The organism is Spirillospora sp. NPDC127506 (assembly GCF_040302145.1).
In the GTDB taxonomy this organism is placed as follows: Bacteria; Actinomycetota; Actinomycetes; order Streptosporangiales; family Streptosporangiaceae; genus Spirillospora.
This window is the reverse complement of the sequence record NZ_JBEORG010000011.1, coordinates 21,330-47,610: the sequence shown is the minus strand read 5'-3', so window position 1 is coordinate 47,610 and position 26,281 is coordinate 21,330. Positions and strand designations below refer to the sequence as shown.

Here is a 26,281-nt window from a genome sequence, read left to right as displayed (position 1 = left end):
GGTAACCGTGAACGACACCAGCGCGGTGAAGGACGCCCTGCGCCGCCAGCAGATCGAGACTCCCTCGTGGGCGTACGGGAACTCGGGGACCCGGTTCAAGGTCTTCGCCCAGCGGGGCGTGCCGCGCACCCCGCAGGAGAAGATCGACGACGCCGCGCAGGTGCACCGGTTCACCGGCGTCGCGCCCAGCGTGGCCGTCCACATCCCCTGGGACAGGGTGGACGACTACGCCGCGCTGGCCGCGTACGCGGAGGAGCGCGGCGTGCGGATCGGGGCCGTGAACACCAACGTGTTCCAGGACGACGACTACATGCTCGGCAGCGTCACCAACCCCGACCCCGCCGTCCGCCGCAAAGCCCTGGACCACCTGCTCGAAGCGGTCGACATCATGGACCTGACCGGGTCCCGCGACCTGAAGCTGTGGTTCTCCGACGGGACGAACTACCCGGGGCAGGACGACATCCGCGCCCGGCAGGACCGGATGGCCGAGGCGCTCGCCGCCGTGTACGAGCGGCTCGGCGACGGCCAGCGGTTCCTGCTGGAGTACAAGCTGTTCGAGCCCGCCTTCTACATGACCGACCTGCCGGACTGGGGCTCCTCCTACGCGCACTGCGTCAAGCTCGGCCCGAAGGCGCAGGTCGTCGTCGACACCGGGCACCACGCGCCCGGCACCAACATCGAGTTCATCGTGGCGTTCCTGCTGCGCGAGGGGAAGCTCGGCGGGTTCGACTTCAACTCCCGCTTCTACGCCGACGACGACCTGATGGTGGGCGCCGCCGACCCGTTCCAGCTGTTCCGGATCATGTACGAGGTGGTGCGGGGCGGCGGCTACGACCCCGAGGCGGGCGTGGCGTTCATGCTCGACCAGTGCCACAACGTCGAGCCGAAGATCCAGGGCCAGATCCGCTCGGTGATGAACGTGCAGGAGGCCACGGCGAAGGCGCTGCTGGTGGACGGGGACGCGCTGCGCGCCGCGCAGGCGGCCGGCGACGTCCTGGAGGCCAACGCGATCTTCATGGACGCCTACAACACCGACGTCCGGCCGCTGCTCGCCGAGCTGCGCGAGGAGATGGGCCTGCACCCCGACCCGGTCGCGGCCTACAAGGAGTCCGGCTACTACGAGCGGATCGTCGAGGAGCGCAAGGACGGCCAGGGCGCCGGCTGGGGCGCCTGACAGGTGAAGGAGACGAACCGATGACTGCCACCCCGCCCGAGGTGGAGCAGCTGCTCGAACGGGCCAACACCCTCGGCTCGGACCCGCGCAACACCAACTACGCGGGCGGCAACGCCTCGGCCAAGGGCACCGTCACCGACCCCGTGACGGCCCGCGACGTCGAGCTGATGTGGGTCAAGGGCTCGGGCGGCGACCTCGGCACCCTCACCGAGGAGGGCCTGGCGGTGCTGCGTCTGGACCGGATGCGCGCCCTCGTCGACGTGTATCCGGGCGTCGAGCGCGAGGACGAGATGGTCGCCGCGTTCGACTACTGCCTGCACGGCAGGGGCGGCGCGGCGCCGTCCATCGACACCGCCATGCACGGCCTGGTCGAGGCCGCGCACGTCGACCACCTGCACCCCGACTCCGGCATCGCGATCGCGACGGCCGCCGACGGCGAGGAGCTGACCCGGCGGATCTTCGGCGACCGGGTCGCGTGGGTGCCGTGGCGGCGGCCCGGCTTCCAGCTCGGCCTCGACATCGCCGAGATCAAGCGCGCCAACCCGCGGGCGATCGGGGTGATCCTCGGCGGGCACGGCATCACGGCCTGGGGCGACACGAGCGAGGAGTGCAAGGCCAACTCGCTCGACATCATCCGCACCGCCGAGACCTACATCGCCGAGCACGGCAGGGCCGACCCGTTCGGCGAGGTGGTCCACCCGGCGCTGCCGGAGCGCGAGCGGCGCGCCCGCGCCGCCGCCCTGTTCCCGCTGCTGCGGGGGCTGGCGTCCACCGACCGGCCGCAGGTGGGGCACTTCACCGACGGCGAGGCCGTCCTCGACTTCGTGTCCCGCGCCGAGCACCCGCGGCTCGCGGCGCTCGGCACGTCCTGCCCGGACCACTTCCTGCGCACCAAGGTGCGCCCGATGGTCCTGGACCTGCCGCCGGACGCGCCGCTCGACGACGTCAAGGCGCGCCTGAAGGAGCTCCACGCCGCCTACCGCGAGGAGTACGCGGCCTACTACGACCGGCACGCCGCGCCCGGCTCGCCGCCGATGCGCGGCGCGGACCCGGCGATCGTCCTGGTCCCCGGCGTCGGCATGTTCTCCTTCGGCGCGAACAAGCAGACCGCCCGGGTGGCCGGCGAGTTCTACGTCAACGCGATCAACGTGATGCGCGGCGCGGAGGCGCTGTCGTCGTACGCGCCGATCGACGAGGCGGAGAAGTTCCGCATCGAGTACTGGGAGCTGGAGGAGGCCAAGCTCCGCCGCATGCCGAAGCCCAAGCCCCTCGCCGCGCGGGTCGCGCTGGTCACCGGCGGCGGCTCCGGGATCGGCGCGGCCACCGCCCGCCGCCTGGCCGCCGAGGGCGCCTGCGTCGCGGTCGCCGACCGGGACCTCGCGGCCGCCGAGAAGGTCGCGGCCGAGATCGGCGCGACGGCGCTCCGCGCGCCGGACGCCGCCGTCGCGGTCGGCGCCGACGTCACCTCCGAGGAGGAGGTCGCGGCGGCCGTCCGGGAGGCGGTCCTGGCGTTCGGCGGCGTCGACCTCGTCGTGAACAACGCCGGCCTGTCGATCTCCAAGCCGCTGCTGGAGACGACCGCCGCCGACTGGGACCTGCAGCACGACGTCATGGCGCGCGGCTCGTTCCTGGTGTCCCGCGAGACCGCCCGCGTGATGGTCGAGCAGGGCATGGGCGGCGACATCGTCTACATCGCGTCCAAGAACGGCGTGTTCGCCGGGCCGAACAACATCGCCTACGGCGCGACGAAGGCCGACCAGGCGCACCAGGTGCGGCTGCTGGCCGCCGAGCTCGGCGAGCACGGCATCCGCGTCAACGGCGTCAACCCCGACGGGGTGGTGCGCGGCTCCGGCATCTTCGCCGGCGGCTGGGGCGCCCAGCGCGCCGCCGTGTACGGAGTGGAGGAGGAGAAGCTCGGCGAGTTCTACGCCCAGCGGACGCTGCTGAAGCGCGAGGTGCTGCCCGAGCACGTCGCCGCGGCCGTGTTCGCCCTCACCGGCGGGGACCTGACCCGCACCACCGGACTGCACATCCCGGTCGACGCCGGCGTCGCCGCCGCCTTCCTGCGCTGACGGGGCATCACCGGAAAGGAGGGACGGCCGGGGCCCGGGCGGTGCGGCGGCGCTCACACACGTCCGCCGCCGCACCGTCCCCACCCGGGCCGCCGGCCGTCCCGTAGGGCCCGCTCGACCAAAGGAACCCGGAAGGACAACGATGGACGTGCCCGAGAAGTTCGCAGAAACCGCCTCCCCGCCCGTCAAGGTCGGTCTCGTCGCCGGGGGGCTCGGCGCGTACTGGCCGCAGTTCCCCGACCTGCTGCCGCAGCTGAAGCGCTCCGCCGGGCGCGTCGCCGAGCGGATGCGCGGGCTCGGCGCCGAGGTCGTCGACGCCGGGTTCATCTCCGACGCGCAGGAGGGCGCCGCCGCGGCCGAGCGGCTCCGCGCCGCCGGCTGCGACATCATCGTCGGCTTCCTCACCACCTACATGACCGCGTCGATGCTGGTCCCGGTCGCGCAGCGGGCGGACGCGCCCGTCCTGCTGATCAACCTGCAGCCGACCGAGTCGATGGACCACGCGACGTTCGACACCGGGCAGTGGCTCGCCTACTGCGGCGCCTGCCCGCTGCCGGAGATGGCCAACGCGTTCGAGCGCTGCGGCGTCCCGTTCCGCTCGGTGTCCGGATACCTGGAGGACGAGCGGGCCTGGGCGAAGATCGGCCGCTGGGTGCGGGCCGCCGGGGTCCGGGCCGCGCTGCGCAGGGGCCGGCACGGCCTGATGGGCCACCTGTACCCGGGCATGCTGGACGTCTCCACCGACCTGACCCTGGTCAGCGCCAACTTCGGCGGGCACGTCGAGGTGCTGGAGTTCGACGACCTGCGCGTCCGGGTGGAGAAGGTCACCGACGCCGAGACCGCCGCGAAGAAGGCCGAGGCGGAGAAGATCTTCGAGCTGGACGCGTCCGTCGACGACGACGACCTGACGTGGGCGGCGCGGGTCGCCGTCGGCCTGGACCGCCTCGCCGAGGACTTCGCCCTCGACAGCCTCGCCTACTACCACCGCGGCCTGGACGGCGAGATCCACGAGCGCCTCGGCGCCGGCATGATCCTCGGCGCCTCGCTGCTGACCGCCCGCGGCGTCCCCGCCGCCGGCGAGTACGAGCTGCGCACCTCCCTCGCCATGCTGATCGCCGACCGGCTCGGCGCGGGCGGCTCGTTCACCGAGCTGCAGGCCCTGGACTTCCGCCGCGGCCACGTCGAGATGGGCCACGACGGCCCCGCGCACCTGGCGATCAGCGCCCGCCGCCCGCTGCTGCGCGGCCTCGGCGTCTACCACGGCAAGCGCGGCTACGGCGTGTCGGTGGAGTTCGACGTCAAGCACGGGCCGGTCACCGCGTTCGGGATCGTCCAGCGGCGCGACGGCCGGTTCGCGTTCGTCGCGTCCGAGGGCGAGACCGTGGACGGGCCGCTGCTGCAGATCGGCAACACCACGTCCCGCGTCGACTTCGGCTGCGACCCCGGCGAGTGGGTCGACGCGTGGAGCGCCACCGGCATCTCCCACCACTGGGCGCTCGGCACAGGCCACCTGACCGCCGATCTGGAGTCCCTCGCCGACCTCCTGGGGATCGAGCTGGTGCAGGTCGCTCCCTGAGCTCAGCCCGGCGGGTCCGGAGGCAGGTCCGGCGGGAGGAAGCCGCCCGTGTCGCGGAGCCCGCGGACGGCCCCGACGAGCCGCGCGACCCCCGGGGCGTACGCGTCCAACCCGGCGATCAGGGCTCGGACGCCTGCGCCCGCGTCCACGCCGCCCTCAGCGACGACCGATATATAGTCAATATTCGTGACCACTGAGGACGGGGCCGGAGGGCGGGAGCCCGACCTGGCGATGCTGGCGGCGCGGCTGACGCGGGCGCTGCGGGAGGAGCTGTTCGAGCGGCTGGCCGAGGAGGGCCACCCGGACGTCCGGCCGCGGCACGGCGCCGTGCTGGCCTTCCTGGACGCGGGCGGGTCGCGGGCGACCGAGCTGTCGGCCCGCTCCGGGCGGCACAAGCAGATCGTCGGCACGATCGTGGACGAGCTGGCCGCGCTCGGCTACGTCCGCCGCGAGCCCGACCCCGCCGACCGCCGCGCCAAGCGGATCGTGCCCACCGAGCGCGGGCTGGACGAGATGGCCAAGGCCCGCGCCATCATCGCCGGCATCGAGGACCGGCACCGGCGCGCCCTGGGCGAGGAGCGCTACGCGGTCTTCAAGGACGCCTTCCGGGAGATCGCCCGCGACCGGAGCGGCCGGCGGGAGGGGTAGCGGTCAGCGCAGCACGCCCGTGCCGACGAGGCCGGCGAAGCGCTCGCCGTCGGTCCCGCCGCCCTCCAGCCACTCGCGGGGACCGGTGAGGCCCGGCGGGAGCAGCTCGAACCCGTCGAAGAAGCGGCGGATCAGCGCGCTCGGGCGGGCGCCGAGCCGCGCGCTCGCCCCCTCGTAGACCTGCTCGGCCCGCGCCATCTGTTCCGGGAAGGCGTCGGTGGCCAGGTGCGACAGGATCAGCCGGCTGCCGGGCGCGAGCGCGTCGCGGTAGCGGGCGACCAGCGCGTGCGGATCGTCGGCGTCGTCCACGAAGTGCAGCACCGACACCAGCAGCAGCGCCACCGGCGCGGAGAAGTCGATCATGTCGCGGACGACCGGATGGCCGAGCACCGCGTCCGGGCGGCGCAGGTCGGCCTCGGCGAACCCGACGTTCCCCGCGCCCGCGAGCAGCGCCCGGCCGTGCGCGCAGACGACCGGGTCGTTGTCGACGTAGACGGTCCGCGCGCCGGGGGCGGCGGCCGCCGCGGCCTCGTGCACGTTCTCCTGCGTCGGCAGCCCGGACCCGAGGTCGAGGAACTGCCGGACGCCGGCCTCGGCGGCGGCGCGCACCGCGGCGCGCAGGAACGCGCGGTTGAGGCGGACGCCCCGCACGACGCGCCCCTCGGAGATCTCCACGACGCGCTCGGCGGCCTCCCGGTCGGCGGCGAAGTTGTCCTTCCCGCCGAGCCAGTAGTCGTACATCCGCGCGACGTTGGGGGAGCCGGTGTCCAGGCCGGCGGAGGTCCCGCCCGAGAAGTCGGTCACCCGGTCATGATCGTGCCATCGGCGGGCGGGCGGCAACTCGACGGCGGAACCCGGTGGCGCTACTGAGCGTAGCGATACGTAACGTTCCGTGCATGGAGGATGATCGGGGGAGCTGGGCGGGGCCCGGCGGGCTGCGCGTGACGGCGGTGCGGTTGACGGGCGCACACCGGGTCCTGGCGGAGTACGCGGGCGTTCACGGGGACAGCGCCTTCTTGGTGACGCGGAACGGGATGCTCGCCGGCCGCGGCTACTACGCCTCCGTCGAAGAACTCGCCGAGGACGTCGACCTGGCCGAGCTGCACCCGGTCTGACCAGCGGTTGCGCGGGGACCGCCGGACCTGTAGTGGTTACTGCGTGGTCGGGCAGTGGGAAGTCGCCGTGGTCGGGTCGGTGAACGCGGATCTGGTGGTCGAGGTCGACCGGCGGCCGGCGCCGGGGGAGACCGTGCTCGGCTCCGACCTCGTCGTCCATCCGGGCGGGAAGGGCGCCAACCAGGCGGTCGCGGCGGCGCGGCTCGGCGGCCGGGCCGGGATCGTCGGGCGGGTCGGCGACGACGGGCACGGCGAGCTGCTGCGCGGCGCGCTCGCCGCCGGCGGTGTGGACCTCGCCCACCTCGCGACCACGCCCGGCGTGCCGACCGGCGTCGCGCTCATCACGATCGGGCCGGACGGCGACAACAGCATCATCGTCTCGCCCGGCGCGAACGCCCGGCTCACCCCGGCCGACGTCGAGGCCGCCCGCGCGATGATCGCCGGGGCGTCCGTCGTGTCCTTCCAGCTTGAGGTGCCGCTGCCGGCCGTGGAGGCCGCCGCCCGCGCCGCGGCGGAGGCGGGCGGGCGGGTCGTGCTCAACCTGTCGCCGCCCGCGCCCGTCCCCGCCGGGCTGCTCGCCCTCTGCGACCCGCTGGTCGTCAACGAGCACGAGGCCGCGTTCGTCCTCGGCGGCGCCGGCGGCGACCCCCGCGAGACCGCGGCGGCGCTCGCCCGCTCCGGGCCCCGCTCCGCCGTCGTCACCCTCGGCGCCGAGGGCGCCGTGGTCGCCGACGGCGAGGGCGTCGCGGCGGTCCCGTCCCCGAAGACCGACGCCGTCGACACGACCGGCGCGGGCGACGCCTTCACCGCCGCGCTGTGCCTGCGCCTCGCGCGCGGCGACGCGCTGCGCGACGCCGCCCGGTACGCCGCCCGCGCCGGCGCCGCCGCCGTCCGCAGGCGGGGCGCGCAGAGCTCCTACCCGACCCCGGACGAGCTGCCCGAGCCCTAGCGGTCCGTGCGGGCCCGCAGCCGGTACAGCTCGTCGGCGACGTCGTGGACGTCGGAGCCGAGGTCGAACGCGCTGAGCAGGTGCAGGTCGTCGGCGGTCTCGATCTCCAGCATCCGCGTGTGCAGCAGCAGCCGGCGCCGCTCGTCGACCCTGATCGTGCGCACCTCGTCCCAGCCGATGCGCCGGTGCCCCGCGTAGCCGGCGACGACCGTGAGGCCGTCCCCGTCGGCGGCGAGCCGGACCGGCGCGACCAGGTCGCGCAGCGCGAGCGCGTTCAGCCCGATCGCCGCGGCTCCGGCGAGGAACAGGAACTGCGGGTCGTGGCTGTAGAGGACGATGAGCGCCGTGACGGCCGCCGCGGCGGCGCACTTCACCGCCACGTGACCTGGGGGCACTCTCCACCGGCGCTGCGATCCCGCTTCCATGCCCGCCACCGTAGCCGCAACCGGCCGCCGACCGGGCCGCACCCGCGCCGCGGGGCGTCCGGTAGCGTCGCAGGCATGCGACTCGGCGTGCTGGACGTGGGCTCGAACACCGTGCACCTGCTGGTGGTCGACGCCCACCAGGGGGCGCGGCCCCTGCCCGCGTACTCCCACAAGGCCGATCTGCGGCTCACCGCCCACCTGGACGACTCCGACCGCCTGTCCGAGGAGGGCGAGGCGCTGCTGCGCGACTTCGTCGACGAGGCGCTGCAGGTTGCCGAGGACAAGGGCGTCGAGGACCTGGTCGCGTTCGCGACGTCCGCCGTCCGCGACGCCGCCAACGGCGAGGACGTGCTCGCCCGGATCCGCGCCGACAAGTCGATCGACATCCGCTCGATGCCCGGCGAGGAGGAGGCGCGGCTGACGTTCCTCGCCGTCCGCCGCTGGTTCGGCTGGTCGTCGGGGCGGCTGCTGGTCGTCGACATCGGCGGCGGGTCGCTGGAGATCGCGTCCGGCATCGACGAGGAGCCGGATGTGGCGATCTCGCTGCCGCTCGGCGCGGGCCGGCTCACCCGCGGCTGGTTCACCGCCGACCCGCCGCCGCCGGAGGAGATCCGCGACCTGCGCCGGCACGTCCGCGCGGAGATCGCCCGGCACGTCGGGGACGTCGCCCGCTACGGGGCCGCCGACCACGCGGTCGCCACGTCCAAGACGTTCAAGCAGCTCGCCCGGATCGCCGGGGCGGCGCCGAGCGCCGACGGGCCGTACCAGCGCCGCGCCCTGTCCGACGCCGACGTGACGGACTGGGCGGAGAAGCTCGCGCCGATGCCGTCGGCGGAGCGCGCGGGGCTGCCCGGGGTGTCGGAGAGCCGCGCCGAGCTGCTGCTCGCGGGCGCGATCGTCGCGGACGCCGCGATGGACCTGTTCGAGCTGACCGAGCTGGAGATCTGCCCGTGGGCGCTGCGCGAGGGCGTCATCCTGCGCCGCCTCGACATGATCACCGGCTGACCGGGGTCACGCCCAGTTCGGGTGCCCGAGGACGCTCCCGGCGGGGGTGAGGACGCGGTCGCCGGTGCCGTCCGCCCGGACGGCGTGCAGCACCGGGTCGCTGGTCGCGCCCCGCGCGTAGCAGATCCAGCGGCCGTCGCGGGACCACCCGGGGTCCATGTCGTGCCCGCCGCCGGAGGTGACGGCCCGCGCCGCGGACCCGTCGGCGTTCATCGTCCAGATCGCGCTCTCCTCGGACGTGCCCCGGGTGAATGCGATCTTCGACCCGTCCGGCGACCACTCGGGGTCGACCGAGCGGACGCCGTCCCTGGTCAGCCGCGTCCAGGCGCCGCCAGGGCGGTCCGGGTCGAGGGTGTAGATCTGCTCGGCGCCGTCGCGCTTGCTCCAGAACACGATCCGCCCCTTGGGCGACCACATCGGGTCGTCCTTGGCCGAGTCGTCGTCGGTGAGCTGGGTGACCTTGTGGTCCCGCAGGCCGATCGTGAAGATCTGCTTGGCGCCGCCCTGCCGGCCCATGTAGGCGAGGCGGGTGCCGTCGGGCGACCAGGCCACCCGCCCGCCCGCGATGTCGGTGACCTTCCGGGCGCCGGTGCCGTCGGCGTTCATCACCCACGCCGCGGTGCTCCCGCCGCCGCTCCGGGTGAACGCGACGAGCCGGCCGTCCGGCGACCGCTCGGGCAGGGTGTCGCAGGACGGCCCGCCGACCAGCGTCCGCACGGCCCCGCCCGGCGTGAACAGGCCGATGTCGGCGTGGCACGTCTTCGGCCAGCCGGGTTCGGTGTCGATGCGCACCAGCAGCGGCCCGGACGGGAACGCCGCCGGCTTCGCGCCCGCGTCCCCCGTCTTGCCGGACGGCCGGTTCAGGTAGTAGACGCCGCCCGCCACGGCCGCCGCCACCAGCGCGGCCGCCACCGACGCGGCGATCAGCGTGTTGCGCCGGGACCTCCCCGGAGGCGGCGGCCGCCACGGCCGCGGCGGGGGCGCGTAGGCGGTGGGCTGCTGCTCCGGCGCCGGCCGGGTCGCCGGCTCCGCCGCGGGCATCGGCGAATGCCGCGGCTGAGCCTGGGGCTGCGGCTGGGCCTGGGGGTCCGGTTGAGGCCGGGGCTGGGCTTGGGGTTGGACTTGAGGCTGCGGCGAAGCCTGAGGCTGCGGTGAAGCCTGGGGCTGCGGCGGAAGCTGGGGCGAAGGCCGCGGAGGCGACGGCCGCGGCGGAGACGGTGCGGACGCGCCGTCGCGCGCGGTGGTGCTCGGGTCCGCCGCGAGCGGGGGAGACGTCCACGACTCGCCCAGCTCGGTCGTCACCGCCGCCTCCCCGCCGCCGCCCACCAGCGCGAGCAGCAGCTCGCGGGCGCTCGGCCGGGCGCCGGGGTCCTTGCGCAGCGCCGCCTGGACGAGTCCCGACAGCGACGGCGGCAGGTCGCCGACCTCCGGTTCGGCGTGCACGGCGCGGGCCGCGAGGATCTGGAACGAGCCCTGCCCGAACGGGTTGCGGCCGCTCGCCGCGTACGCCACGAGGCAGCCCCACGCGAACACGTCCACGGCCGTGGTGACCTGCTGCGTGGTGATCTGCTCGGGCGCGATCCAGCCGGGCGTCCCGACGACCTGCCCGGTCCGGGTGTGCGAGGACACCATGTCCAGCGCGCGGGCGATCCCGAAGTCGATCACCCGGGGGCCGGAGATGGACAGCAGCACGTTGCTCGGCTTGAGGTCGCGGTGCACCAGCCCCGCGCTGTGGATGGCGACGAGCGCGGCGGCGACGCCGACCGCGACGCCGTGCAGCATCCCGGGCGACAGCGCGCCGTTCTCGCTGACGTGCTCCAGCAGCGAGGGCCCGTCGATGTACTCGGTCACCATGTAGGCGAGGCCGAGGTCCTCGCCGTGTTCGAGGACCTGCGCGGTGCAGAACGACGCGACGCGCTGGGCGTTGGCGGCCTCGTCGTGGAAGCGGGCGAGGAACGTCCGGTCGCCGGCCAGCTCGGCGCGGACGACCTTCACCGCGACCTGGCGTCCGTCCTCGCCGCGGCCCAGGTAGACCGCGCCCATCCCGCCCTCGCCGATCTTGGCCTCGATGCGGTACCGGCCGATCCGCGTGGGGTCGTCCGGGCGCAGCTCGCGCAGGGAGGACGCTCGCGGCCCGTCCATGGAGATCACCTTTTCCCGGCGAGCCGCGTCTTGGCGGCCGCCCCGCGGCGGCACGCGGCCCCAACGCTTCCATACGATGACAGAGGGCGGCCCGAGGTTCTAGCGTCCGCGGATCAATGGAAATCGCGGGCCTTGACGCGGCCGGGGACCGGCAGCCGGCGCAGCCGGGCGGCGCGGACGTTCGCGACCCCGTCGGCGCGCTCCAGCCGCCCGCTGACCAGCAGCGCCTGCGCGTCGACGGCCAGGCCCCGGTACCGCTGGAACACCGGCGGCGGGCACACCACGTTGATGATGCCGGTCTCGTCCTCCAGCGTCATGAACACGACGCCGCCGGCGGTCGGCGGGCGCTGCCGGTGGGTGACGAGCCCGGCGACGAGGACGTTCGTCTCGCCCGGCACGGCGGCGAGCCGCGCGGCAGGCAGCGCGCCCGTCTCGTCCAGGGCCTCCCGGACGTGCGCGACCGGATGGACGCGGGACACGCCGGTGGCCCACAGGTCGGCGAGCGTCTCCTCGATCGGCGTCATCGGGGGCAGCGCCGGCGCCGACGCGCCCGGCGTCACGCCCTCCAGCCGCCCCGGTCCCGAGCCCGCGAGCGCACCCGCCGCCCACAGCGCTTCGCGGCGCGACAGGCCGAGCCCGTCGAACGCGCCCGCCGTCGCGAGCGCCTCCAGCGCCCCGGCCGACAGCGGCACCCGCCGGGCGAGGTCCTCCATGCTCGTGTAGGGGCGTCCGGCCGCGATCGCCTCCGCGGTGTCGTCGCCCAGGTTCCGGATGCCGGACAGGCCGAGCCGGATCGCCGGCTGCGGCTCGCTCGGCGCGTGCGGGTGGTCGGAGACGACCTCGACCGGTTCCTCCAGCGTCGGGTGGACGCCGCTGGCGTTGATGTCCACGCTCCTGACCTCGACGCCGTGGTGCCTGGCGTCCGCGACGAGGCTCTGCGGGCTGTAGAACCCCATCGGCTGGTTGCGCACCAGGGCGGCGGTGAACGCGGCCGGGTAGTGGCGCTTCAGGTAGGCGCTGGCGTAGACGAGGTGGGCGAAGCTCTGCGCGTGCGACTCGGGGAACCCGAACCCGGTGAAGCCGAGGATCTTCTCGTAGACGCTCTCCGCGATGTCGGACGGGATGCCGCGCTCGGCCATCCCGTCCAGCAGCCGGCGCCGCAGCCGCTCCACCCGCTCGGGGGCGCGCTTGGCGCCCATCGCCTGCCTGAGCTGGTCCGACTCCGCGGGTGTGAACCCCGCGCAGTCGACGGCGAGCTGCATCATCTGCTCCTGGAACAGCGGCACGCCGAGCGTCCGGCCGAGCGCGGGCTTCATCAGCGGGTGGGGGCAGACGGCCGGCTCCAGGCCCTTCCGGCGGCGCAGGTACGGGTGGACGGACCCCCCCTGGATCGGCCCCGGCCGGATCAGCGCCACCTCCACCACCAGGTCGTAGAACTCGCGGGGCCGCAGGCGCGGCAGCGTCGCCATCTGCGCCCGCGACTCCACCTGGAACACCCCGACCGTGTCGGCGTCGCACAGCATGTCGTAGACGAGCGGGTCCTCCGGCGGGACGGACTGCAGGTCGTAGCGGCGCCCGTGGTGCTCGTCCACCAGGTCGAAGCAGTCGTGCAGTGCGGCGAGCATGCCGAGCCCGAGCAGGTCGAACTTCACCAGGCCGGCCGCCGCGCAGTCGTCCTTGTCCCACTGCAGGACGCTGCGGCCCGGCATGGCCGCCCACTCGATCGGGCAGATCTCCCCGACCGGGCGGTCGGCGATCACCATGCCGCCGGAGTGGATGCCGAGGTGGCGGGGCAGCTTCAGCATGCGGCCGGCCAGGTCGAGCACCGGCGCCGGGACGTCGGTCTCCGACCCGACGGGGTCGCGCGGGTCGATGCCCTTCGACCAGGCGTCCTGCTGGCCGGGGGAGAAGCCGAGGGCGCGGGCCGCGTCCCGCACGGCCATCCGCGGCCTATAGCTGATCACGTTCGCGACCTGCGCCGTGCACTCCCGCCCGTACTTCTCGTACACGTACTGGATGGCCTCCTCGCGGCGCCTGTGCTCGATGTCGAGGTCGATGTCGGGCGGGCCGTCCCGCCCGGGGGACAGGAACCGCTCGAACAGCAGGCCGTGCCGGACGGCGTCGACGCCCGTGATGCCGAGCGCGTAGCAGACCGCCGAGTTGGCCGCAGATCCGCGCCCCTGGCACAGGATGCCCCTGCTCCGGCAGAACTCCACGATGTCGTGGACGATCAGGAAGTAGCCGGGGAAGCCGAGCTGCTCGATGACGTCCAGCTCCTTGGCGATCTGCGCGTACGCGCCCGGCACCCGCTCGCGCTCCGGCGGCCCGTACCGCTCGCGCGCGCCCTCCGCGACCAGGCGCCGCAGCCAGGTCGCCTCGGTGTGGCCGTCCGGGACGGGCCAGTCGGGCAGCCGGGGCGCGACCACGTCGAACCCGAACCGGCACTCGCGGGCCAGCTCGACCGTCCGCTCCCGGACGCCGGGGAACCGCGCCAGCCGCCGCGCCATCTCCGCCCCGGACCGGATGTGGGCGGTGCCGCCGGCCGGGAGCCAGCCGACCATGTCGTCCAGGGCGCGGCGGGCGCGGACGGCGGCCAGCGCCTGCGCCAGCCGCGCGTCCGCCCCGGGCGCCGCGAAGTGCACGTTGTTGGACGCCACGACGCCGGCCCCGGTGCGGTGCGCCAGCTCGTAGAGGGCGTCGTTGCGCAGGTCGTCGTCCGGCTGGTCGTGGTCGACCAGCTCGACGAACACGTTGCCGCGGCCGAACACGGCGATCAGGTCGCGCAGCTCCCGCTCCGCGGCGTCCGGGCCGCCCGCCTCCAGCGCCGCCGGGACCGCCCCCTTGCGGCATCCGGTCAGCACCGCCCAGTGGCCGCCGTGCGCCCCGGCGAGCGCGTCCGGGTCGTAGACGGGGCGGCCCTTCTTCCCGCCCGCGAGCTGCGCCGACGTGATCGCCGAGCACAGCCGCGCGTACCCCTGCGCGCCGCGCGCCAGGACCAGCAGGTGCCGCCCCGCCGGGTCGGGCTCCCCGGTCCGCGGGCCCGGCGGGCCGAGGCTCAGCTCCGCGCCGAACACCGTCCCGACGCCGGCGTCGCGCGCGGCCTGCGCGAACTGCACCGCCCCGTACATGCCGTCGTGGTCGGTGATCGCCATCGTCTCCACGCCGAGCCGCGCCGCCTCCGCGACGAGCGAGGCGGGGTCGCTGGCCCCGTCAAGGAAGCTGAACGACGAGTGCACGTGCAGCTCCGCCCACGCCGTCTCGGCCTCGGCGCGGCGCGGTGGACCGGGCGGCGCCGGCGCCTCCGCGGGCGGCCGCGCGGCCGGGCGCCACGACAGCCGCTCCTCGAACTCGCGCCAGGGGATCGGCGGGTTGTACCAGCCCGTCATGAGCCCCGCCCGGCCGTGCGCCGCCCGGTGATGCGTCGCCTGGTCAGCCCCCTAGTCATAGACGGCCTCGACGTGCCATCGGCCGCCTTCGACGGCGAGGAGGTAGGCGGCGCCGTCGTCCGTGGTGACCTGGAAGCGCGCTCTGCGCCGCGCATGGTCCGGATCCCACCAGCGCTCGTCGGCCGGCCACGGGCCCGTCCAGCCCGTCACGGCGGCGGAGCGCCCGCCGATCGCGAGCGCGGCCGGCGGCGCGGACACCTCGCACCGCGCCGAGACGACCACCGCCTCGCCGGACGCGTCGACCAGCTCCGCCGGGGACGGCGCCGCGGGGACCACCGCCGGCGCGGGGCCCGTCACGCGCCCCGGCCACGGCCCCTCCGGCGGGCCGGGAGGGGCCAGGTCGCCGACCGGCACCCGGACGACCCGCTCGCCCGGCCCGCGCCCGCCCACGAGCACCGGCCGGGTGATCCCGCGGTGCCCGAGGAGCGCCTGGACGCGGTCGGCGGCCCGGGTGATCCGGCCGGTGACCGCGGTCCGGCCCCAGAGCGCCTCCTGGCGCCCCTCGTCCGGGACGATCTGGTCGGGCGCCAGCTCCACCCACGTGACACCGCCCCACACCGCCTCGGCCTCTGCCTCGGTCTCGGCCCCCTGCCAGGCCGACAGCTGCCACCGCACCCGCTCGGCGACCGCCAGCGCCGACAGGCCCTCGTGCCGCCACAGCCGCCGCAGGACGCGCCCGTCCGCGAACCCGGCCGCGACCTCCAGCCGCACGCACGCCAGCCCGTCCGCCGCGAGGCCCTCGTGCAGCTCGCCCGCGAGCCGCTTCGCCGCGAACACCACCCGCTCGGCCTGCTCGGCGGGCGGGTCGAAGCCGGCGCGCACCGACAGGTCGGCCGCGCCCGGGACGGGGGCGAGCGGGCGCGGCTCCTCCCCGCGCGCGAGCCGGTGCGCGAGCGCGCCGTCCGCACCGAACCGCCCGGCGACGTGCCCGGACGGCAGCGCCGCGAAGTCGCCGAGCGTCCGGACGCCGAGCCGCCGCAGCAGGTCGGCCAGCTCCGGCCGGTCGAGCACCGCGAGCGGGTACGGCGCGAGGAACGCGGCCGCGCCGCCCTCGGGCACCACGGCGCCGCCCTCCCCGGCCCGCGCCGCCAGCTCCGCCGCGAACAGCCCGTCCGCGATGCCGCAGCCGCAATCGTGCCCGGCCTCCACGACCGTGTCCTGCACCAGGACGCGCAGCGCCTCCTCGCCGCCGTAGAAGCGGGCAGGCCCGCGCGCCGGCACCGCGCACAGCCCCGGCCGCACCACCTCGACGCGGGGCGTCAGCTCCGCGACCGCTTGCACGACCTCCTCGAACAGCCGCCCCTCGGCGTCCGGGTCCCGCTCCCGGACGACCAGGTCGGGGCAGCGGCGCTGCGCGTCCCGCAGCCGCTGCCCGCGCCGCACCCCCGCGGCCCGCGCCGCCGCCGAGCACGCCGCGACCCGGCCCCGCGACACCGCGGCCCCGGGCGTCGCCGCGTCGATCCCGACCGCGGTGACCGGCCAGTCCGGGCACCACACGACCAGCGCCCGCGTCACGCGATCCCCTCCTCCGCCGCGACCCGCACCAGCGGCGGGGCGCCGGACGGCCGGGGGTGCACGGGCGCGCCGGCGGAGACGAGCTCCAGGGGCCGCCGCGCGGTCCCGTCCGGCACGACCGAGCCGTCGGGCACGACCGATCCGTCGGGCACGACCGATCCGTCGGGGGCGGGGAGCCAGAGGCGGGCGCTGCGGCCCGCGCCGGGGGCGTCGCGGCCCTCGGCGGTCACCAGGACGCGGCGTCCGGTCAGCCGCCCGTGGCCGTCGCCGAGGCCCTCCCAGGCGGCCTCGTCCAGGCGGAGGCGGAGCCGGACGCCCGGCCAGTCGCGGGCGAACGGGCCGGTCAGCGCCAGGACGCAGCCGTGCTTGCGGGCGAGCGCCGGCAGCCGCCGGACGGCGGCGGCGCCCGGCCGCTCCGGCGGGCGCAGCAGGATCAGCTCGACGGCCTCCGCCAGCGCGGCGACCACGTCCGGCCACCGGCCGCCCGGATCGTCGACGAGGAGCAGCCGCCCGGGGTCGGCGCCCATCCCGGCGGCGGCGAGCACGCCGAAGTCCGGGACGCCGACGACGCCGCACCAGCCGCCGGAGCCGTCCTCGCCGCCGTGCCGCGAGACGCCCGCGACGAGCGCGAGACCGAGCGAGGCGGCGCCCGGCCCGTCCGCCCCGCCGAGGCCGACGACCGAGCCGGGCCGCAGCCCGCCGCCCGGCAGCACGGGCCGCAGCGCGGGCAGCACCGGCACCGTCGCCCCGGCGGGCGCGGAGCGGCCGGGCGCCGCCTCCGGCACCGCCGGCAGGTCCCGCAGCGCGGCCTCCGGCACCGTCGTCCTCCTCTCCTGCGCCCCCTGCACAATTTCGAACACAAGTTCGACCCATGTCAAGTTGCCGCAGGTCGCAGAGCGGAGTCGCGGAGGCGGAATGCCCGACGCCATAGGGCTTCGCGGTGCTTTGAACGAGTAGTTTGAACACTATGACGAGCGACGTGCGGACCCTGGAGTGGACGGGCGACGGGCTGCGCCTGCTGGACCAGACCGTCCTGCCCGGCCGCGTCGAGTACGTCGTGGCGCGCGACGTCGACACGCTCGTGGATGCGATCCGCCGGCTCGTCGTGCGCGGCGCCCCGGCGCTGGGCGTCGCGGGCGCGTTCGGCGTCGCCATCGCCCTGCTGCAGGCCGCGCGCGAGGGATGGGACGACGCGGCGCGGGACGCCGCGATCGCGCGCGTCCGCCGGGCCAGGCCCACCGCCGTGAACCTCGCGGCCGGCGTCGACCGCGTCCTGCCGTTCGCCGCCAAGGGCGCCGACGCGGTCGCGGCCGAGGCGCAGGCGATCCTGGACGAGGACGTCCGCGGCAACCGGGCGATCGGCGCGCACGGCGCCGACTGGATCCTGGACCGCGCGGGCGACCGGCCCCTGCGCGTCCTCACGCACTGCAACGCCGGCGCGCTCGCCACCGCCGGATGGGGGACGGCGCTCGGCGTCGTCCGCGAACTGCACGAGCGCGGCCGCGTCGAGATCGTCTACGCCGACGAGACCCGCCCGCTGCTGCAGGGCGCGCGGCTCACCGCCTGGGAGCTCGACCGGGCCGGGATCCCGTGCGTGGTCCAGGCGGACGGGGCCGCGCCCAGCACCATCCTGCGCGGCCTCGCCGACGTCGCCGTCATCGGCGCCGACCGGATCGCCGCCAACGGCGACACCGCGAACAAGATCGGCTCGGTCGGCGTGGCGCTCGCCTGCCACGCCGCCGGTATCCCCCTGGTCGTCGCCGCGCCCTGGAGCACCGTCGACCTGGCGATCGCCGGCGGGGACGAGATCCCGATCGAGGAGCGCCCGGCCGACGAGGTGCTGACCTGGGGCGGCGCGCGGACCGCGCCCGACGGGGTGACCGCGTTCAACCCCGCGTTCGACGTCACGCCCGCCCGCCTGGTGACCGCGCTCGTCACCGAGACGGGGGTGCTGGAGGTGTCCGCCGGCGCGACGCCCGGCGGCGCCGGGAGGTGAGCGCGCGGGATCTCCCGCCCGGCTCCGGCCGTCCCGTCACCGGGATCGTCCATCATGGTGACCGTGCCGACCTCCCCGAACCCCAACGCCGCGCCGCGCCCGGTGGAACTGGACGCGGTCCTGGAACGGATCACCTACGCCAACGAGGACACCGGCTACACGGTCGCGCGCGTCGCGACCGCGAAGAGCGGGCCCGACCTGCTCACGGTGGTCGGCGCGCTGCTCGGGGCGCAGGTGGGGGAGAGCCTGCGGCTGACCGGCCGGTGGCGCTCGCACCCGAAGTACGGCAAGCAGTTCGAGGTCGAGTCGTACACGACCGTGCTGCCCGCGACGATCCAGGGCATCCGCCGCTACCTCGGCTCCGGGATGATCAAGGGGATCGGGCCGGTGATGGCCGACCGGATGGTCGAGCACTTCGGCACCGACATCCTGCGCGTCATCGAGGAGGAGCCGGAGCGCCTCGTCGAGGTCCGCGGCCTCGGCCCGAAGCGCAGTAAGCGGATCGGCGAGGCGTGGGAGGAGCAGAAGGCCATCAAGGAGGTGATGGTCTTCCTGCAGGGCGTCGGCGTGTCCACGTCCCTCGCCGTGCGCATCTACAAGCAGTACGGCGACGAGTCGATCGACACCGTCCGGAAGCGGCCGTACCAGCTCGCGTCGGACGTGTGGGGGATCGGGTTCAAGACGGCCGACACGATCGCGCAGGCCGTCGGCATCCCGCACGACAGCCCCGAGCGGATCAAGGCCGGGCTGCAGTACACGCTGTCGGAGGCCGCCGACGACGGGCACTGCTTCCTGCCCGAGCCGAACCTGGTCACCGCGGCGGAGAAGATCCTCGGCGTGCCGAAGGAGCTGATCGTCCCGGCGCTGGACGAACTGGCCCGCGACGAGGGCGTGGTCCGGGAGCCGATCCCCGGCGAGGGCGAGGACGCCGCGACGATCCCCGCGGTGTACCTCGTCCCGTTCCACCGGGCCGAACGCTCCCTCGCCCGCGGGCTCCTCGAACTGCTGGACGCCCCGACCGACCGGCTCAAGGCGTTCGCGGACGTCGACTGGGACAAGGCCCTCCCGTGGCTCCGCCGGCGCACCGGCCAGGCGCTCGCCCCCGAGCAGGAGGAGGCCGTCAAGCTCGCGCTGACGTCCAAGGTCTCCGTGCTCACCGGCGGCCCCGGCTGCGGCAAGAGCTTCACCGTCCGGTCGGTGGTGGAGCTGGCCGCCGCGAAGAAGGCCAAGATCGTCCTGGTGGCGCCGACCGGGCGGGCCGCCAAGCGGCTCGCCGAGCTGACCGGGCACGAGGCCGCGACCGTCCACCGGCTGCTCCAGCTGCGGCCCGGCGGCGACCCCGAGTACGACCAGGACAACCCCCTCGACGCCGACCTGGTCGTGGTCGACGAGTCCTCCATGGTCGACCTGATCCTCGCGAACAAGCTGGTGAGGGCGATCCCGCGCGGCGCGCACCTGCTGCTCGTGGGGGACGTCGACCAGCTCCCGTCCGTCGGCGCGGGCGAGGTCCTCGCCGACCTGCTCGGCGCCGACGCCATCCCGCGCGTCCGGCTCACGAAGATCTTCCGGCAGGCGCAGCGGTCCGGCATCGTCGTCAACGCGCACCGCGTCAACGCGGGCGACCACCCGCACACCCGCGGCTACGACGACTTCTTCCTGTTCCCGTGCGAGGACCAGGACGAGGCCGCCGAGCTGACCGTGGACGTCGTCGCCAACCGCATCCCCCGCAGGTTCGGCCTCGACCCGCGCCGCGACGTCCAGGTCCTGACGCCCATGCACCGGGGCGCCGCCGGCGCCGGCTCCCTGAACACGCTGCTCCAGGACGCGCTGACCCCGCACGACGGCGCGCGCCCCGAGCGCCGCTACGGCGGCCGCGTCTTCCGCGCCGGCGACAAGGTCACCCAGCTCCGCAACAACTACGACAAGGGCGAGGCGGGCGTCTTCAACGGCACCGTCGGCGTCGTCACGAAGGTCGACCTGGAAGAGCAGTCGCTGACCGTCGTGACCGACGAGGACGAGAGCATCGACTACGCCTTCGACGAGCTGGACGAGCTGGCCCACGCCTACGCGATCACGATCCACCGGTCGCAGGGCAGCGAATACCCGGCCGTCGTCATCCCGCTCACCACGGGCTCGTGGATGATGCTGCGCCGCAACCTCCTCTACACGGGCATCACCCGCGCGAAGAAGCTCGTCGTCCTCGTCGGCTCCCGCCGCGCGCTCGCCGCCGCGGTCCGCACCGCCGGCGCGGGCCGCCGCCACACCGCCCTGGCGCACCGCCTCGCTCAGCGGTAGCGGGCCAGCTCCCACGGGTCGTGGGCGCAGAACACCTCCGCCCCGCCGCCCAGCGCCAGCTCGCGCAACCGCGCGACGTTCGCGAGCCGCAGGTCCCGGTCCACCTCGCCGCTCGCCTGGACCAGCTCCATCAGCGGATGCACGACCGGGTCGGGACGGTCGACCTCCCCGTGGTACATGTACGCGTCCCCGGCGTGCAGCAGCCAGCGGTCCCCGTCGCGCACCGCGACGCCCGCGTGCCCCGGCGTGTGCCCGCCGAGCGGGACGAGCAGGATCTCCTCGCGCACGCCGTCCAGCGCCCGGACGCCGCCGAAGCCGTGCCACGTCTCGCCCCCGCCGTCCGCGTACACGACCCACTTCGGGCCGTGGGCGAGCTGCGCCGGGGTCTTCCCGCCGTCCGCGTGCTCGGCCTCGAACACGTGCACCGCGGCGTCGGGGAAGTCGCTCAGCCCGCCCGCGTGGTCGCGGTGCAGGTGCGTCGGGACGACGTGCCGGACGTCGGCGGGGGAGTACCCGAGAGCCTCCACCTGCCGGACGGCGGTCGCGGCCGGGTCGAGGGCCGGCCCGGCCATCTCCACCCAGTCGTCGAGCAGCCGCTCCGACGGGCGCTCGATGTCGCCGAGGCCGATCCCGGCGTCCACGAGCAGCAGGCCGGAGGCGTCCGTCTCGACGAGCAGCACATGGCCCACCGCCCGCAGCGGGCCTCCCGCCCCGTCGACGGGCTCGATCTCCCGCATGGGGGCGCAGTCGAGATGGTGGACGCGCATGGCGACTCCTCAGAGAAGTTCGGCGAGCTGGCGGGTGACCTGGTGGAGGACCGACACGTCCCGCTGGACGCGCGCGAGCATGACGGCCCCCTGCAGGGACGACAGGACCAGCGCGGCGAGCGGCCCGGCGCGCTCGGCGGGCACGCCCCATCCGCGCAGCGCGGCGCGCAGGCCGTCCAGCCACTCCCCGTAGGCGGTGTCGCAGGCGGCGCGGATGGTCTCGCTCTCGGCGGCGGTCTCCAGCGCCACGGTCGCGAGGGGGCAGCCCTTGCGGAAGTCCGAGTCGCGCAGGCTCCGTGCGAAGTGCTCGCCGAGGGCGGCGAGCCCGGCCCGCGCGTCCGGCGCGGCGAGGACGGCCTCGGTGAGCGCCTCGCCGACCGTCCGGCCGGACAGCGCCACCGACTCCGACGCGAGCTGCTCCTTCCCCTCGGGGAAGTGGAAGTACAGCGAGCCCTTGGGCGCGCCGCTCTCCACGAGCACCTGGTTCACCCCGGTGCCGTGGTAGCCCTGCCGCTGGAACAGGTCCGCGGCCGTCCGCAGGATCCGCTCCCGTGTCTCTCCGCGCGGTGCCATGGCGGTCAGACTAGACAGACCGGTCTACAAATTTCAACCGCGCGCCCTTGCGGGCTCGGCGCCCTTCCAAGCTGCTCGAAATATTTCGAAACTGAAATCGCAGTTCAGCGCATGGCATCTCGACTACGAAAGAATTTTGTTCTCGAAAGTCCCACTCGATGCCTTGACACCTTTCGGAGCAGTTTTCAGAATGAGGTTCCCCGCTCCACCTCCACCGCCCGCTCCCCACCCCCGCCCGCCGCCCGCGGGCAGCCATCGGCCCATGGAGGAAACACGATGCCCCAGCACGCCCCCTTGCACGCCAGACCCCGGCGCAGGCCGTTGAGCGCCCGCAGCGCGGTGATCATCGCCGCCGTGCTGGCGCTCGCGGCCGCCTTCCTGGTGAGCCTGTCGGCGACCGCCGGGTTCGCGGCCCAGCGCGGACGCGCCGCCGTCCCGCTCGCCGCCGCCGACTGCGGCGCCGGCTACGTCGGCCTCACCTTCGACGACGGCCCCACCGGCTACACCTCCACGCTCCTGTCGACGCTGCAGCAGAACGGTGTGCGCGCCACCCTGTTCAACATCGGGCAGAACGTCCAGAACAACCCGTCGCTGGTCGGCGCGGAGAAGAACGCCGGCATGTGGATCGGCAACCACAGCTGGACGCACCCGCACCTGACCCAGATGTCGCAGTCGCAGATGCTGTCCGAGCTCCAGCGGACCCAGCAGGCGATCCAGCAGCAGACCGGCACCGCGCCCAAGCTGTTCCGGCCCCCGTACGGGGAGACCAACGCCGCGCTGCAGGCGGTCGAGCGCCAGCTCGGCCTGACCGAGATCATCTGGGACGTCGACTCGCAGGACTGGAACGGCGCGTCCACCGCGCAGATCGTGCAGCGGGCGAGCCAGCTCCAGAGCGGCCAGGTCATCCTCATGCACGACGGCTACAACACGACGATCCAGGCGATCCCGCAGATCGTCGCGAACCTCAAGAGCCGCGGCCTGTGCCCCGGCATGATCTCGCCGTCCACCGGCCGGGCCGTGGCGCCCGACGGCGGAGGCGGCGGCACGACGACGCCCCCTCCCGGCGGGGGCGGCGACTCCTGCACCGCGCAGATCTCACCCGGGCAGCAGTGGGGCGACCGGTTCAACCTGTCGGTCACCGTCTCCGGGACGAGCAACTGGGTCGTCACCGTGACCGTGCACCCCCCGCAGAAGATCATCGCGACCTGGAACGGCTCGCCGTCCTGGGACTCCAGCGGGAACGTGATGACGATGCGGCCGAACGGGAGCGGCAACACGTTCGGCTTCACGATCATGCACTACGGCAACTGGACCTGGCCGGACGTCTCCTGCAGAGTCGGCTGACCCGATCCCGCCCCCCAGCGCCTCCCCGCGGCCAGGGCCCCGGCCGCGGGGAGGCGCTCCCCGCGGCCGCCGGGCGGTCAGCCCTCCTCGGGCGGCGGGGCGGTGCTCTTGCGGACCACCAGGCTGGTGGACAGCTCCAGCCGCGTCGCGACCGGCTCCCCGTTGCGGATGCCGAGGATGATCTGCGTGGCCGACTCCGCCATCTGCCGCAGCGGCTGGTGCACGGTCGTGAGCGCGGGGCTCGCCCAGGGCGCCACGGCCACGTCGTCGTACCCGACGACCGACAGGTCGTCCGGGACGCGCAGCCCGTGCACCCGCGCCGCCTCCAGCACGCCGAGCGCCTGCAGGTCGCTCCCCGCGAAGATCGCGGTCGGCCGGTCGGGGCGGCCGAGCAGCTCCATGGCCCGCTCGAAGCCGCCGTCCACGTGGAAGTCCCCGTAGGCGATGTAGGACGGGTCGACGTCCAGCCCGGCCATGCTCATCGCGGAGCGGAAGCCGTCCAGCCGCGCGACGGAGCACAGCATGTCCGCCGGGCCGGTGATGATCGCGATGCGGCGGTGCCCCTGGTCGATGAGGTGCCGGGTCGCGGCGAGCCCGCCGGACCAGTTGGCCGAGCCGACCGACGGGACGTCCGGCTCCGGGTCGCCGGCCGGGTCGATGATGACGAACGGGATCGACCGGGACCGCAGCCGCTTCTTGTACTCCGGCGGCAGGCTGGAGAAGGTCAGCACGACGCCGAGCGGGCGGCGGCGCAGCACCCCGCTGATCCACTCCGGGCCGGGGGAGTGCCGGGTGCCGCTCTCGGTCAGCACCAGGCTCGCGCCGTTGGCCTTGGCCACGCTCTCCACGCCCCGGATCAGCTCCATCGTCCAGAGGCTCTCGATCTCGTGGAGGACGATCTCGATGAGCGGCGCGTCGGGGCCCGACCGGGACCCCCGCCGGTAGCCGTGGTGCTCCAGCAGACGCTCGACCCGGAGGCGGGTCTTGCGGGCCACGTCCTCCCGTCCGTTGAGGACTTTCGAAACCGTCGAAATGGAGACGCCGGCCTGATCTGCCACTTGAGCCAGGGTCACCCTGGCTGTTTCGTCCTCCTGCTGCATGGTCGAAGCATAAGGATCTCGGCGGCGACTTCGAAAGTTGATATCCGCGCGGAGACGGAGATCACTCCCGCGCGTACCGCTCGATCGCGGCGAGGAACAGGTCCTCCGCAAGATCATAGACCCGGTCGACGTCCGCGGCGTCGCCGGTGAAGCGGCCGCCGGCCTCGGACGCGGCGAGCCCCATGCCGACCGTGTCCAGCAGCCGCTGCAGCGGGGTCACGATCTCCTCCGGCACCCCCGCGCTGCGCAGTATCGCCTGGACGGTGTTGCGCGCCCGCCGGGCCTCCTCAGTGACGGTCGGGCGGGTGAACAGCAGCAGGAACACCTGCGGGTGGCGGCGCGCGACCTGCCGGATGCCGGCGCCGATAGCGCGGAGGCGGTCCTGCCAGGGCAGGGCGGGGTCGTCGTCGGGCAGTTCCCGGATGAGGCGCTCGACCAGGCCGTCCAGGAGTCCCTGCTTGCCGCCGACGTAGCGGTAGAGGGCCATCGGCGTGACGCCGAGCCGGTCGGCGACCCCGCGCATGCTGACCGCGTCGAGGCCGCGCTCTTCGGCGAGGTCGAGGGTGGCGTCGAGCACTTCCTCGCGGGTCAGCCCGCGAGTGCCGCGCCCGCGCGGGGCCGGGGTCTTCATGGAACGGCAGTCTAGTGGTTAATATACGGTGTATATCTACAGCGTATATTAACGGAGGGCCGGACCCATGCCCGCACGCCGCCGCAGCCCGGCCTGGACCCTCGCGGTCGCCTCGGCCGCCGGGTACCTGCTCGTCCTCGACCTCGTCGGCGTGAACATCGCGCTGCCCGACATGCGCCGCCGCCTCGGCGCCGGACTCGGGGAGGTGCAGTGGTCCATCGACGCCTACGCGCTGGCGCTCGCCGGGCTGCTGCTGACCGCCGGGGCGCTGGCCGACCGGCTGGGGCGCCGCCGCATGCTGCTCGGCGGGCTAGCCGCGTTCACCGGGGCCTCATTGGCGTGCGCGCTCGCGCCCTCGGCGGCCGTCCTCGACGCGTTCCGCGCCGTGCAGGGGTGCGGCGCGGCCGTCCTGTACGGGACGGCGTCGCCGCTGCTGGCGGCCGCGTACCCGGCGGGGCGCGCCCGCAACCGGGCGCTCGGCGTGTACGCCGCCGCGTCGGGCGCCGCGATCGCCACCGGCCCGCTGGTCGGCGGCGCGCTGACCGGGCTGTTCGGGTGGCGCGCGATCTTCGTCCTGAACGTGCCGGTGGGCGCGGTCGCGTTCGCCGCCGCCGCGGCGCGGGTGCCCGAGTCGCGGGACGCGCGGCCCCGCCCGCTCGACCCGGTCGCGGCGTGCCTGCTGACGGCGGGGCTCGGCGGGCTGCTGTGGGCGCTGATCGAGATCCCCAGGCTGGGCTGGACGGCCCCCGGCGTGCTGCTCCCGGCCGCCGGGGGCGCCGCCGCCCTCGCCGTTCTCGTCCGCCGCCGCGTCCCCGAGCCGATGATCGACCTGTCGCTGCTGCGGGACCGCCTGTACGCGGCGAACGCCGCGGCGGCGCTGATGTCCCATGCGGCGGGCGCCGGGTCGCTGGCCTACTTCTCGCTCTACGTGCAGGGCCCGATGGGGACGCCGCCCGCGCAGGCGGGCCTGTGGTTCCTGACCTACAGCGCTCCGGCCTTGGCCGCGCCGCTGGTGCTCGGGCGGATCGCCCACCGCTTCCCGTCCGCCGCGCTGGTGGCCGCCGGGCCGCTGCTGACCGTGCTGTCCACGCTGCTGCTCGCCGCCGCCTACCGGACGGGGTCGTGGCCCGCGATGGCGCCCGGCTTCGCCGTCGGCGGCCTGGCGGCGATCGGAAACCTCGTCTCCAGCCAGGTCGCCCTGGAGGCGGCCCCTCCCGAGCGCGCGGGCGTCGCCGCCGGCATCACCAACACCGCGAAGCAGCTCGGGATCGCCGTGGGAGTCGCCGTCCTCGGCGTCCCCTATGGCCTGGCGGGGCTGGGCGCGATGCTCGTCACCGCCGCGGCCCTGGCCCTCCTCGGCGCGCTGCCGGCCCTCTGCTCGACCGCCGGCCGGTCGAGGCGCAGGCCGGTGAACGCCCCGGCGGTCACGCCGCGGACGCGCTCCGACCAGACCAGGTGATCGTGGGCGGACCACAGCGGCATCGGCCCGTCCCACACCCCCCGGGACG

General features: G+C 75.0%; 22 protein-coding genes. 11 read left to right on the top strand and 11 right to left on the bottom strand.

The genetic code is table 11. The features are described 5' to 3' along the window. The first annotated feature begins 7 nt into the window (after positions 1–7). The 3 genes from rhaI (at position 8) to ABTW95_RS13570 (ending at position 4,822) form a co-directional block, all read left to right on the top strand. A complete protein-coding gene (rhaI, locus tag ABTW95_RS13580) occupies positions 8–1,174 on the top strand; it encodes an L-rhamnose isomerase (RefSeq protein WP_396446907.1) in 1,167 nt (388 codons plus the stop codon). Next, the gene (locus tag ABTW95_RS13575; protein ID WP_500226447.1) at positions 1,171–3,246 is read left to right on the top strand and encodes a bifunctional aldolase/short-chain dehydrogenase; all 2,076 of its coding nucleotides are present in this window, start codon (positions 1,171–1,173) and stop codon (positions 3,244–3,246) included. Before rhaI ends, ABTW95_RS13575 begins: the two co-directional genes overlap by 4 nt. 142 nt (positions 3,247–3,388) lie before the next feature. After that, positions 3,389–4,822: an arabinose isomerase gene (locus tag ABTW95_RS13570; protein WP_500226395.1), complete on the top strand. Its 1,434-nt coding sequence runs from the start codon at positions 3,389–3,391 to the stop codon at positions 4,820–4,822. A gap of 2 nt (positions 4,823–4,824) precedes the next feature. Here ABTW95_RS13570 and ABTW95_RS13565 read toward each other — a convergent pair whose 3' ends face one another. Next, positions 4,825–4,971: a hypothetical protein gene (locus ABTW95_RS13565; RefSeq protein ID WP_396446909.1), complete on the bottom strand. Its 147-nt coding sequence runs from the start codon at positions 4,969–4,971 to the stop codon at positions 4,825–4,827. A 37-nt stretch (positions 4,972–5,008) separates the two neighbouring features. Here ABTW95_RS13565 and ABTW95_RS13560 point away from each other — a divergent pair, with 37 nt between their 5' ends. Continuing rightward, on the top strand, positions 5,009–5,470 hold the full coding sequence (locus ABTW95_RS13560; RefSeq protein ID WP_500226394.1) for a MarR family winged helix-turn-helix transcriptional regulator: 462 nt from the start codon (positions 5,009–5,011) through the stop codon (positions 5,468–5,470). A 3-nt stretch (positions 5,471–5,473) separates the two neighbouring features. Here the strand turns inward: ABTW95_RS13560 and ABTW95_RS13555 are convergent, their stop codons facing one another. Next, entirely contained in the window at positions 5,474–6,274 is an 801-nt protein-coding gene (locus tag ABTW95_RS13555) for an SAM-dependent methyltransferase (RefSeq protein WP_500226393.1), read from the bottom strand. A gap of 92 nt (positions 6,275–6,366) precedes the next feature. Between ABTW95_RS13555 and ABTW95_RS13550 the strand changes: the two genes are divergently transcribed. Both ABTW95_RS13550 and ABTW95_RS13545 read left to right on the top strand, forming a co-directional pair. Next, positions 6,367–6,585: a hypothetical protein gene (locus ABTW95_RS13550; protein ID WP_500226392.1), complete on the top strand. Its 219-nt coding sequence runs from the start codon at positions 6,367–6,369 to the stop codon at positions 6,583–6,585. Between the two features lie 43 nt (positions 6,586–6,628). Beyond that, positions 6,629–7,534 (top strand): ribokinase, encoded by a 906-nt coding sequence (locus ABTW95_RS13545; RefSeq protein ID WP_500226391.1) that lies wholly within the window; start codon positions 6,629–6,631, stop codon positions 7,532–7,534. Here ABTW95_RS13545 and ABTW95_RS13540 read toward each other — a convergent pair. Then, positions 7,531–7,959 (bottom strand): PH domain-containing protein, encoded by a 429-nt coding sequence (locus ABTW95_RS13540; protein WP_396446914.1) that lies wholly within the window; start codon positions 7,957–7,959, stop codon positions 7,531–7,533. The two genes, ABTW95_RS13545 and ABTW95_RS13540, sit on opposite strands and share 4 nt — an antisense overlap. A 75-nt stretch (positions 7,960–8,034) precedes the next feature. Between ABTW95_RS13540 and ABTW95_RS13535 the strand changes: the two genes are divergently transcribed. After that, positions 8,035–8,964, top strand: coding sequence for a Ppx/GppA family phosphatase (locus tag ABTW95_RS13535; RefSeq protein WP_396446915.1), 930 nt, complete (start codon positions 8,035–8,037; stop codon positions 8,962–8,964). A gap of 6 nt (positions 8,965–8,970) precedes the next feature. Here ABTW95_RS13535 and ABTW95_RS13530 read toward each other — a convergent pair whose 3' ends face one another. The 4 genes from ABTW95_RS13530 to imuA' form a co-directional block, all read right to left on the bottom strand. Continuing rightward, the gene (locus tag ABTW95_RS13530; protein ID WP_500226390.1) at positions 8,971–11,106 is read right to left on the bottom strand and encodes a protein kinase domain-containing protein; all 2,136 of its coding nucleotides are present in this window, start codon (positions 11,104–11,106) and stop codon (positions 8,971–8,973) included. A 113-nt stretch (positions 11,107–11,219) separates the two neighbouring features. Continuing rightward, positions 11,220–14,492, bottom strand: a complete 3,273-nt coding sequence (locus ABTW95_RS13525) for an error-prone DNA polymerase (protein ID WP_500226389.1) — start codon at positions 14,490–14,492, stop codon at positions 11,220–11,222. Between the two features lie 51 nt (positions 14,493–14,543). Then, entirely contained in the window at positions 14,544–16,067 is a 1,524-nt protein-coding gene (locus ABTW95_RS13520) for a DNA polymerase Y family protein (RefSeq protein WP_396454036.1), read from the bottom strand. Continuing rightward, a complete protein-coding gene (gene imuA' / locus ABTW95_RS13515) occupies positions 16,064–16,885 on the bottom strand; it encodes a DnaE2-dependent mutagenesis accessory factor ImuA' (protein WP_500226388.1) in 822 nt (273 codons plus the stop codon). Before imuA' ends, ABTW95_RS13520 begins: the two co-directional genes overlap by 4 nt. A 149-nt stretch (positions 16,886–17,034) precedes the next feature. On the opposite strand from imuA', the gene mtnA reads away from it, so the two are divergent. Together mtnA and recD2 are read left to right on the top strand one after the other, a co-directional pair. Beyond that, positions 17,035–18,063 carry an S-methyl-5-thioribose-1-phosphate isomerase gene (mtnA, locus tag ABTW95_RS13510; protein WP_500226387.1) on the top strand — a complete coding sequence of 343 codons (1,029 nt, stop codon included), beginning with the start codon at positions 17,035–17,037 and terminating at the stop codon, positions 18,061–18,063. 63 nt (positions 18,064–18,126) lie between these two features. Beyond that, on the top strand, positions 18,127–20,358 hold the full coding sequence (gene recD2 / locus ABTW95_RS13505) for an SF1B family DNA helicase RecD2 (RefSeq protein ID WP_396446921.1): 2,232 nt from the start codon (positions 18,127–18,129) through the stop codon (positions 20,356–20,358). Here the strand turns inward: recD2 and ABTW95_RS13500 are convergent. Beyond that, complete coding sequence (locus ABTW95_RS13500) at positions 20,349–21,125, bottom strand: MBL fold metallo-hydrolase (protein WP_500226386.1); 777 nt, start codon at positions 21,123–21,125, stop codon at positions 20,349–20,351. The two genes, recD2 and ABTW95_RS13500, sit on opposite strands and share 10 nt — an antisense overlap. Positions 21,126–21,134: 9 nt before the next feature. After that, positions 21,135–21,698 carry a TetR/AcrR family transcriptional regulator gene (locus tag ABTW95_RS13495; RefSeq protein WP_500226385.1) on the bottom strand — a complete coding sequence of 188 codons (564 nt, stop codon included), beginning with the start codon at positions 21,696–21,698 and terminating at the stop codon, positions 21,135–21,137. Between the two features lie 276 nt (positions 21,699–21,974). On the opposite strand from ABTW95_RS13495, the gene ABTW95_RS13490 reads away from it, so the two are divergent. Then, complete coding sequence (locus tag ABTW95_RS13490) at positions 21,975–23,042, top strand: polysaccharide deacetylase family protein (RefSeq protein ID WP_396446924.1); 1,068 nt, start codon at positions 21,975–21,977, stop codon at positions 23,040–23,042. A gap of 77 nt (positions 23,043–23,119) precedes the next feature. On the opposite strand, the gene ABTW95_RS13485 is transcribed toward ABTW95_RS13490, so the two are convergent. Together ABTW95_RS13485 and ABTW95_RS13480 are read right to left on the bottom strand one after the other, a co-directional pair. Continuing rightward, positions 23,120–24,142 carry a LacI family DNA-binding transcriptional regulator gene (locus ABTW95_RS13485; protein ID WP_396446925.1) on the bottom strand — a complete coding sequence of 341 codons (1,023 nt, stop codon included), beginning with the start codon at positions 24,140–24,142 and terminating at the stop codon, positions 23,120–23,122. A 61-nt stretch (positions 24,143–24,203) separates the two neighbouring features. Further along, a complete protein-coding gene (locus ABTW95_RS13480) occupies positions 24,204–24,773 on the bottom strand; it encodes a TetR/AcrR family transcriptional regulator (protein WP_396446926.1) in 570 nt (189 codons plus the stop codon). Between the two features lie 67 nt (positions 24,774–24,840). Between ABTW95_RS13480 and ABTW95_RS13475 the strand changes: the two genes are divergently transcribed. Further along, positions 24,841–26,232, top strand: coding sequence for an MFS transporter (locus ABTW95_RS13475; RefSeq protein ID WP_500226384.1), 1,392 nt, complete (start codon positions 24,841–24,843; stop codon positions 26,230–26,232). The last annotated feature ends 49 nt before the right edge of the window (positions 26,233–26,281 follow it).

Coding starts and splice junctions, on each gene's coding strand:
- ABTW95_RS13570 (WP_500226395.1), top strand. CDS start 3,389: ATGGACGTGCCCGAGAAGTTCGCAGAAACCGCCTCCCCGCCCGTCAAG.
- ABTW95_RS13550 (WP_500226392.1), top strand. CDS start 6,367: ATGGAGGATGATCGGGGGAGCTGGGCGGGGCCCGGCGGGCTGCGCGTG.
- ABTW95_RS13540 (WP_396446914.1), bottom strand. CDS start 7,959: ATGGAAGCGGGATCGCAGCGCCGGTGGAGAGTGCCCCCAGGTCACGTG.
- ABTW95_RS13535 (WP_396446915.1), top strand. CDS start 8,035: ATGCGACTCGGCGTGCTGGACGTGGGCTCGAACACCGTGCACCTGCTG.
- ABTW95_RS13530 (WP_500226390.1), bottom strand. CDS start 11,106: ATGGACGGGCCGCGAGCGTCCTCCCTGCGCGAGCTGCGCCCGGACGAC.
- ABTW95_RS13525 (WP_500226389.1), bottom strand. CDS start 14,492: ATGACGGGCTGGTACAACCCGCCGATCCCCTGGCGCGAGTTCGAGGAG.
- mtnA (WP_500226387.1), top strand. CDS start 17,035: ATGACGAGCGACGTGCGGACCCTGGAGTGGACGGGCGACGGGCTGCGC.
- ABTW95_RS13500 (WP_500226386.1), bottom strand. CDS start 21,125: ATGCGCGTCCACCATCTCGACTGCGCCCCCATGCGGGAGATCGAGCCC.
- ABTW95_RS13495 (WP_500226385.1), bottom strand. CDS start 21,698: ATGGCACCGCGCGGAGAGACACGGGAGCGGATCCTGCGGACGGCCGCG.
- ABTW95_RS13490 (WP_396446924.1), top strand. CDS start 21,975: ATGCCCCAGCACGCCCCCTTGCACGCCAGACCCCGGCGCAGGCCGTTG.
- ABTW95_RS13485 (WP_396446925.1), bottom strand. CDS start 24,142: ATGCAGCAGGAGGACGAAACAGCCAGGGTGACCCTGGCTCAAGTGGCA.
- ABTW95_RS13480 (WP_396446926.1), bottom strand. CDS start 24,773: ATGAAGACCCCGGCCCCGCGCGGGCGCGGCACTCGCGGGCTGACCCGC.
- ABTW95_RS13475 (WP_500226384.1), top strand. CDS start 24,841: ATGCCCGCACGCCGCCGCAGCCCGGCCTGGACCCTCGCGGTCGCCTCG.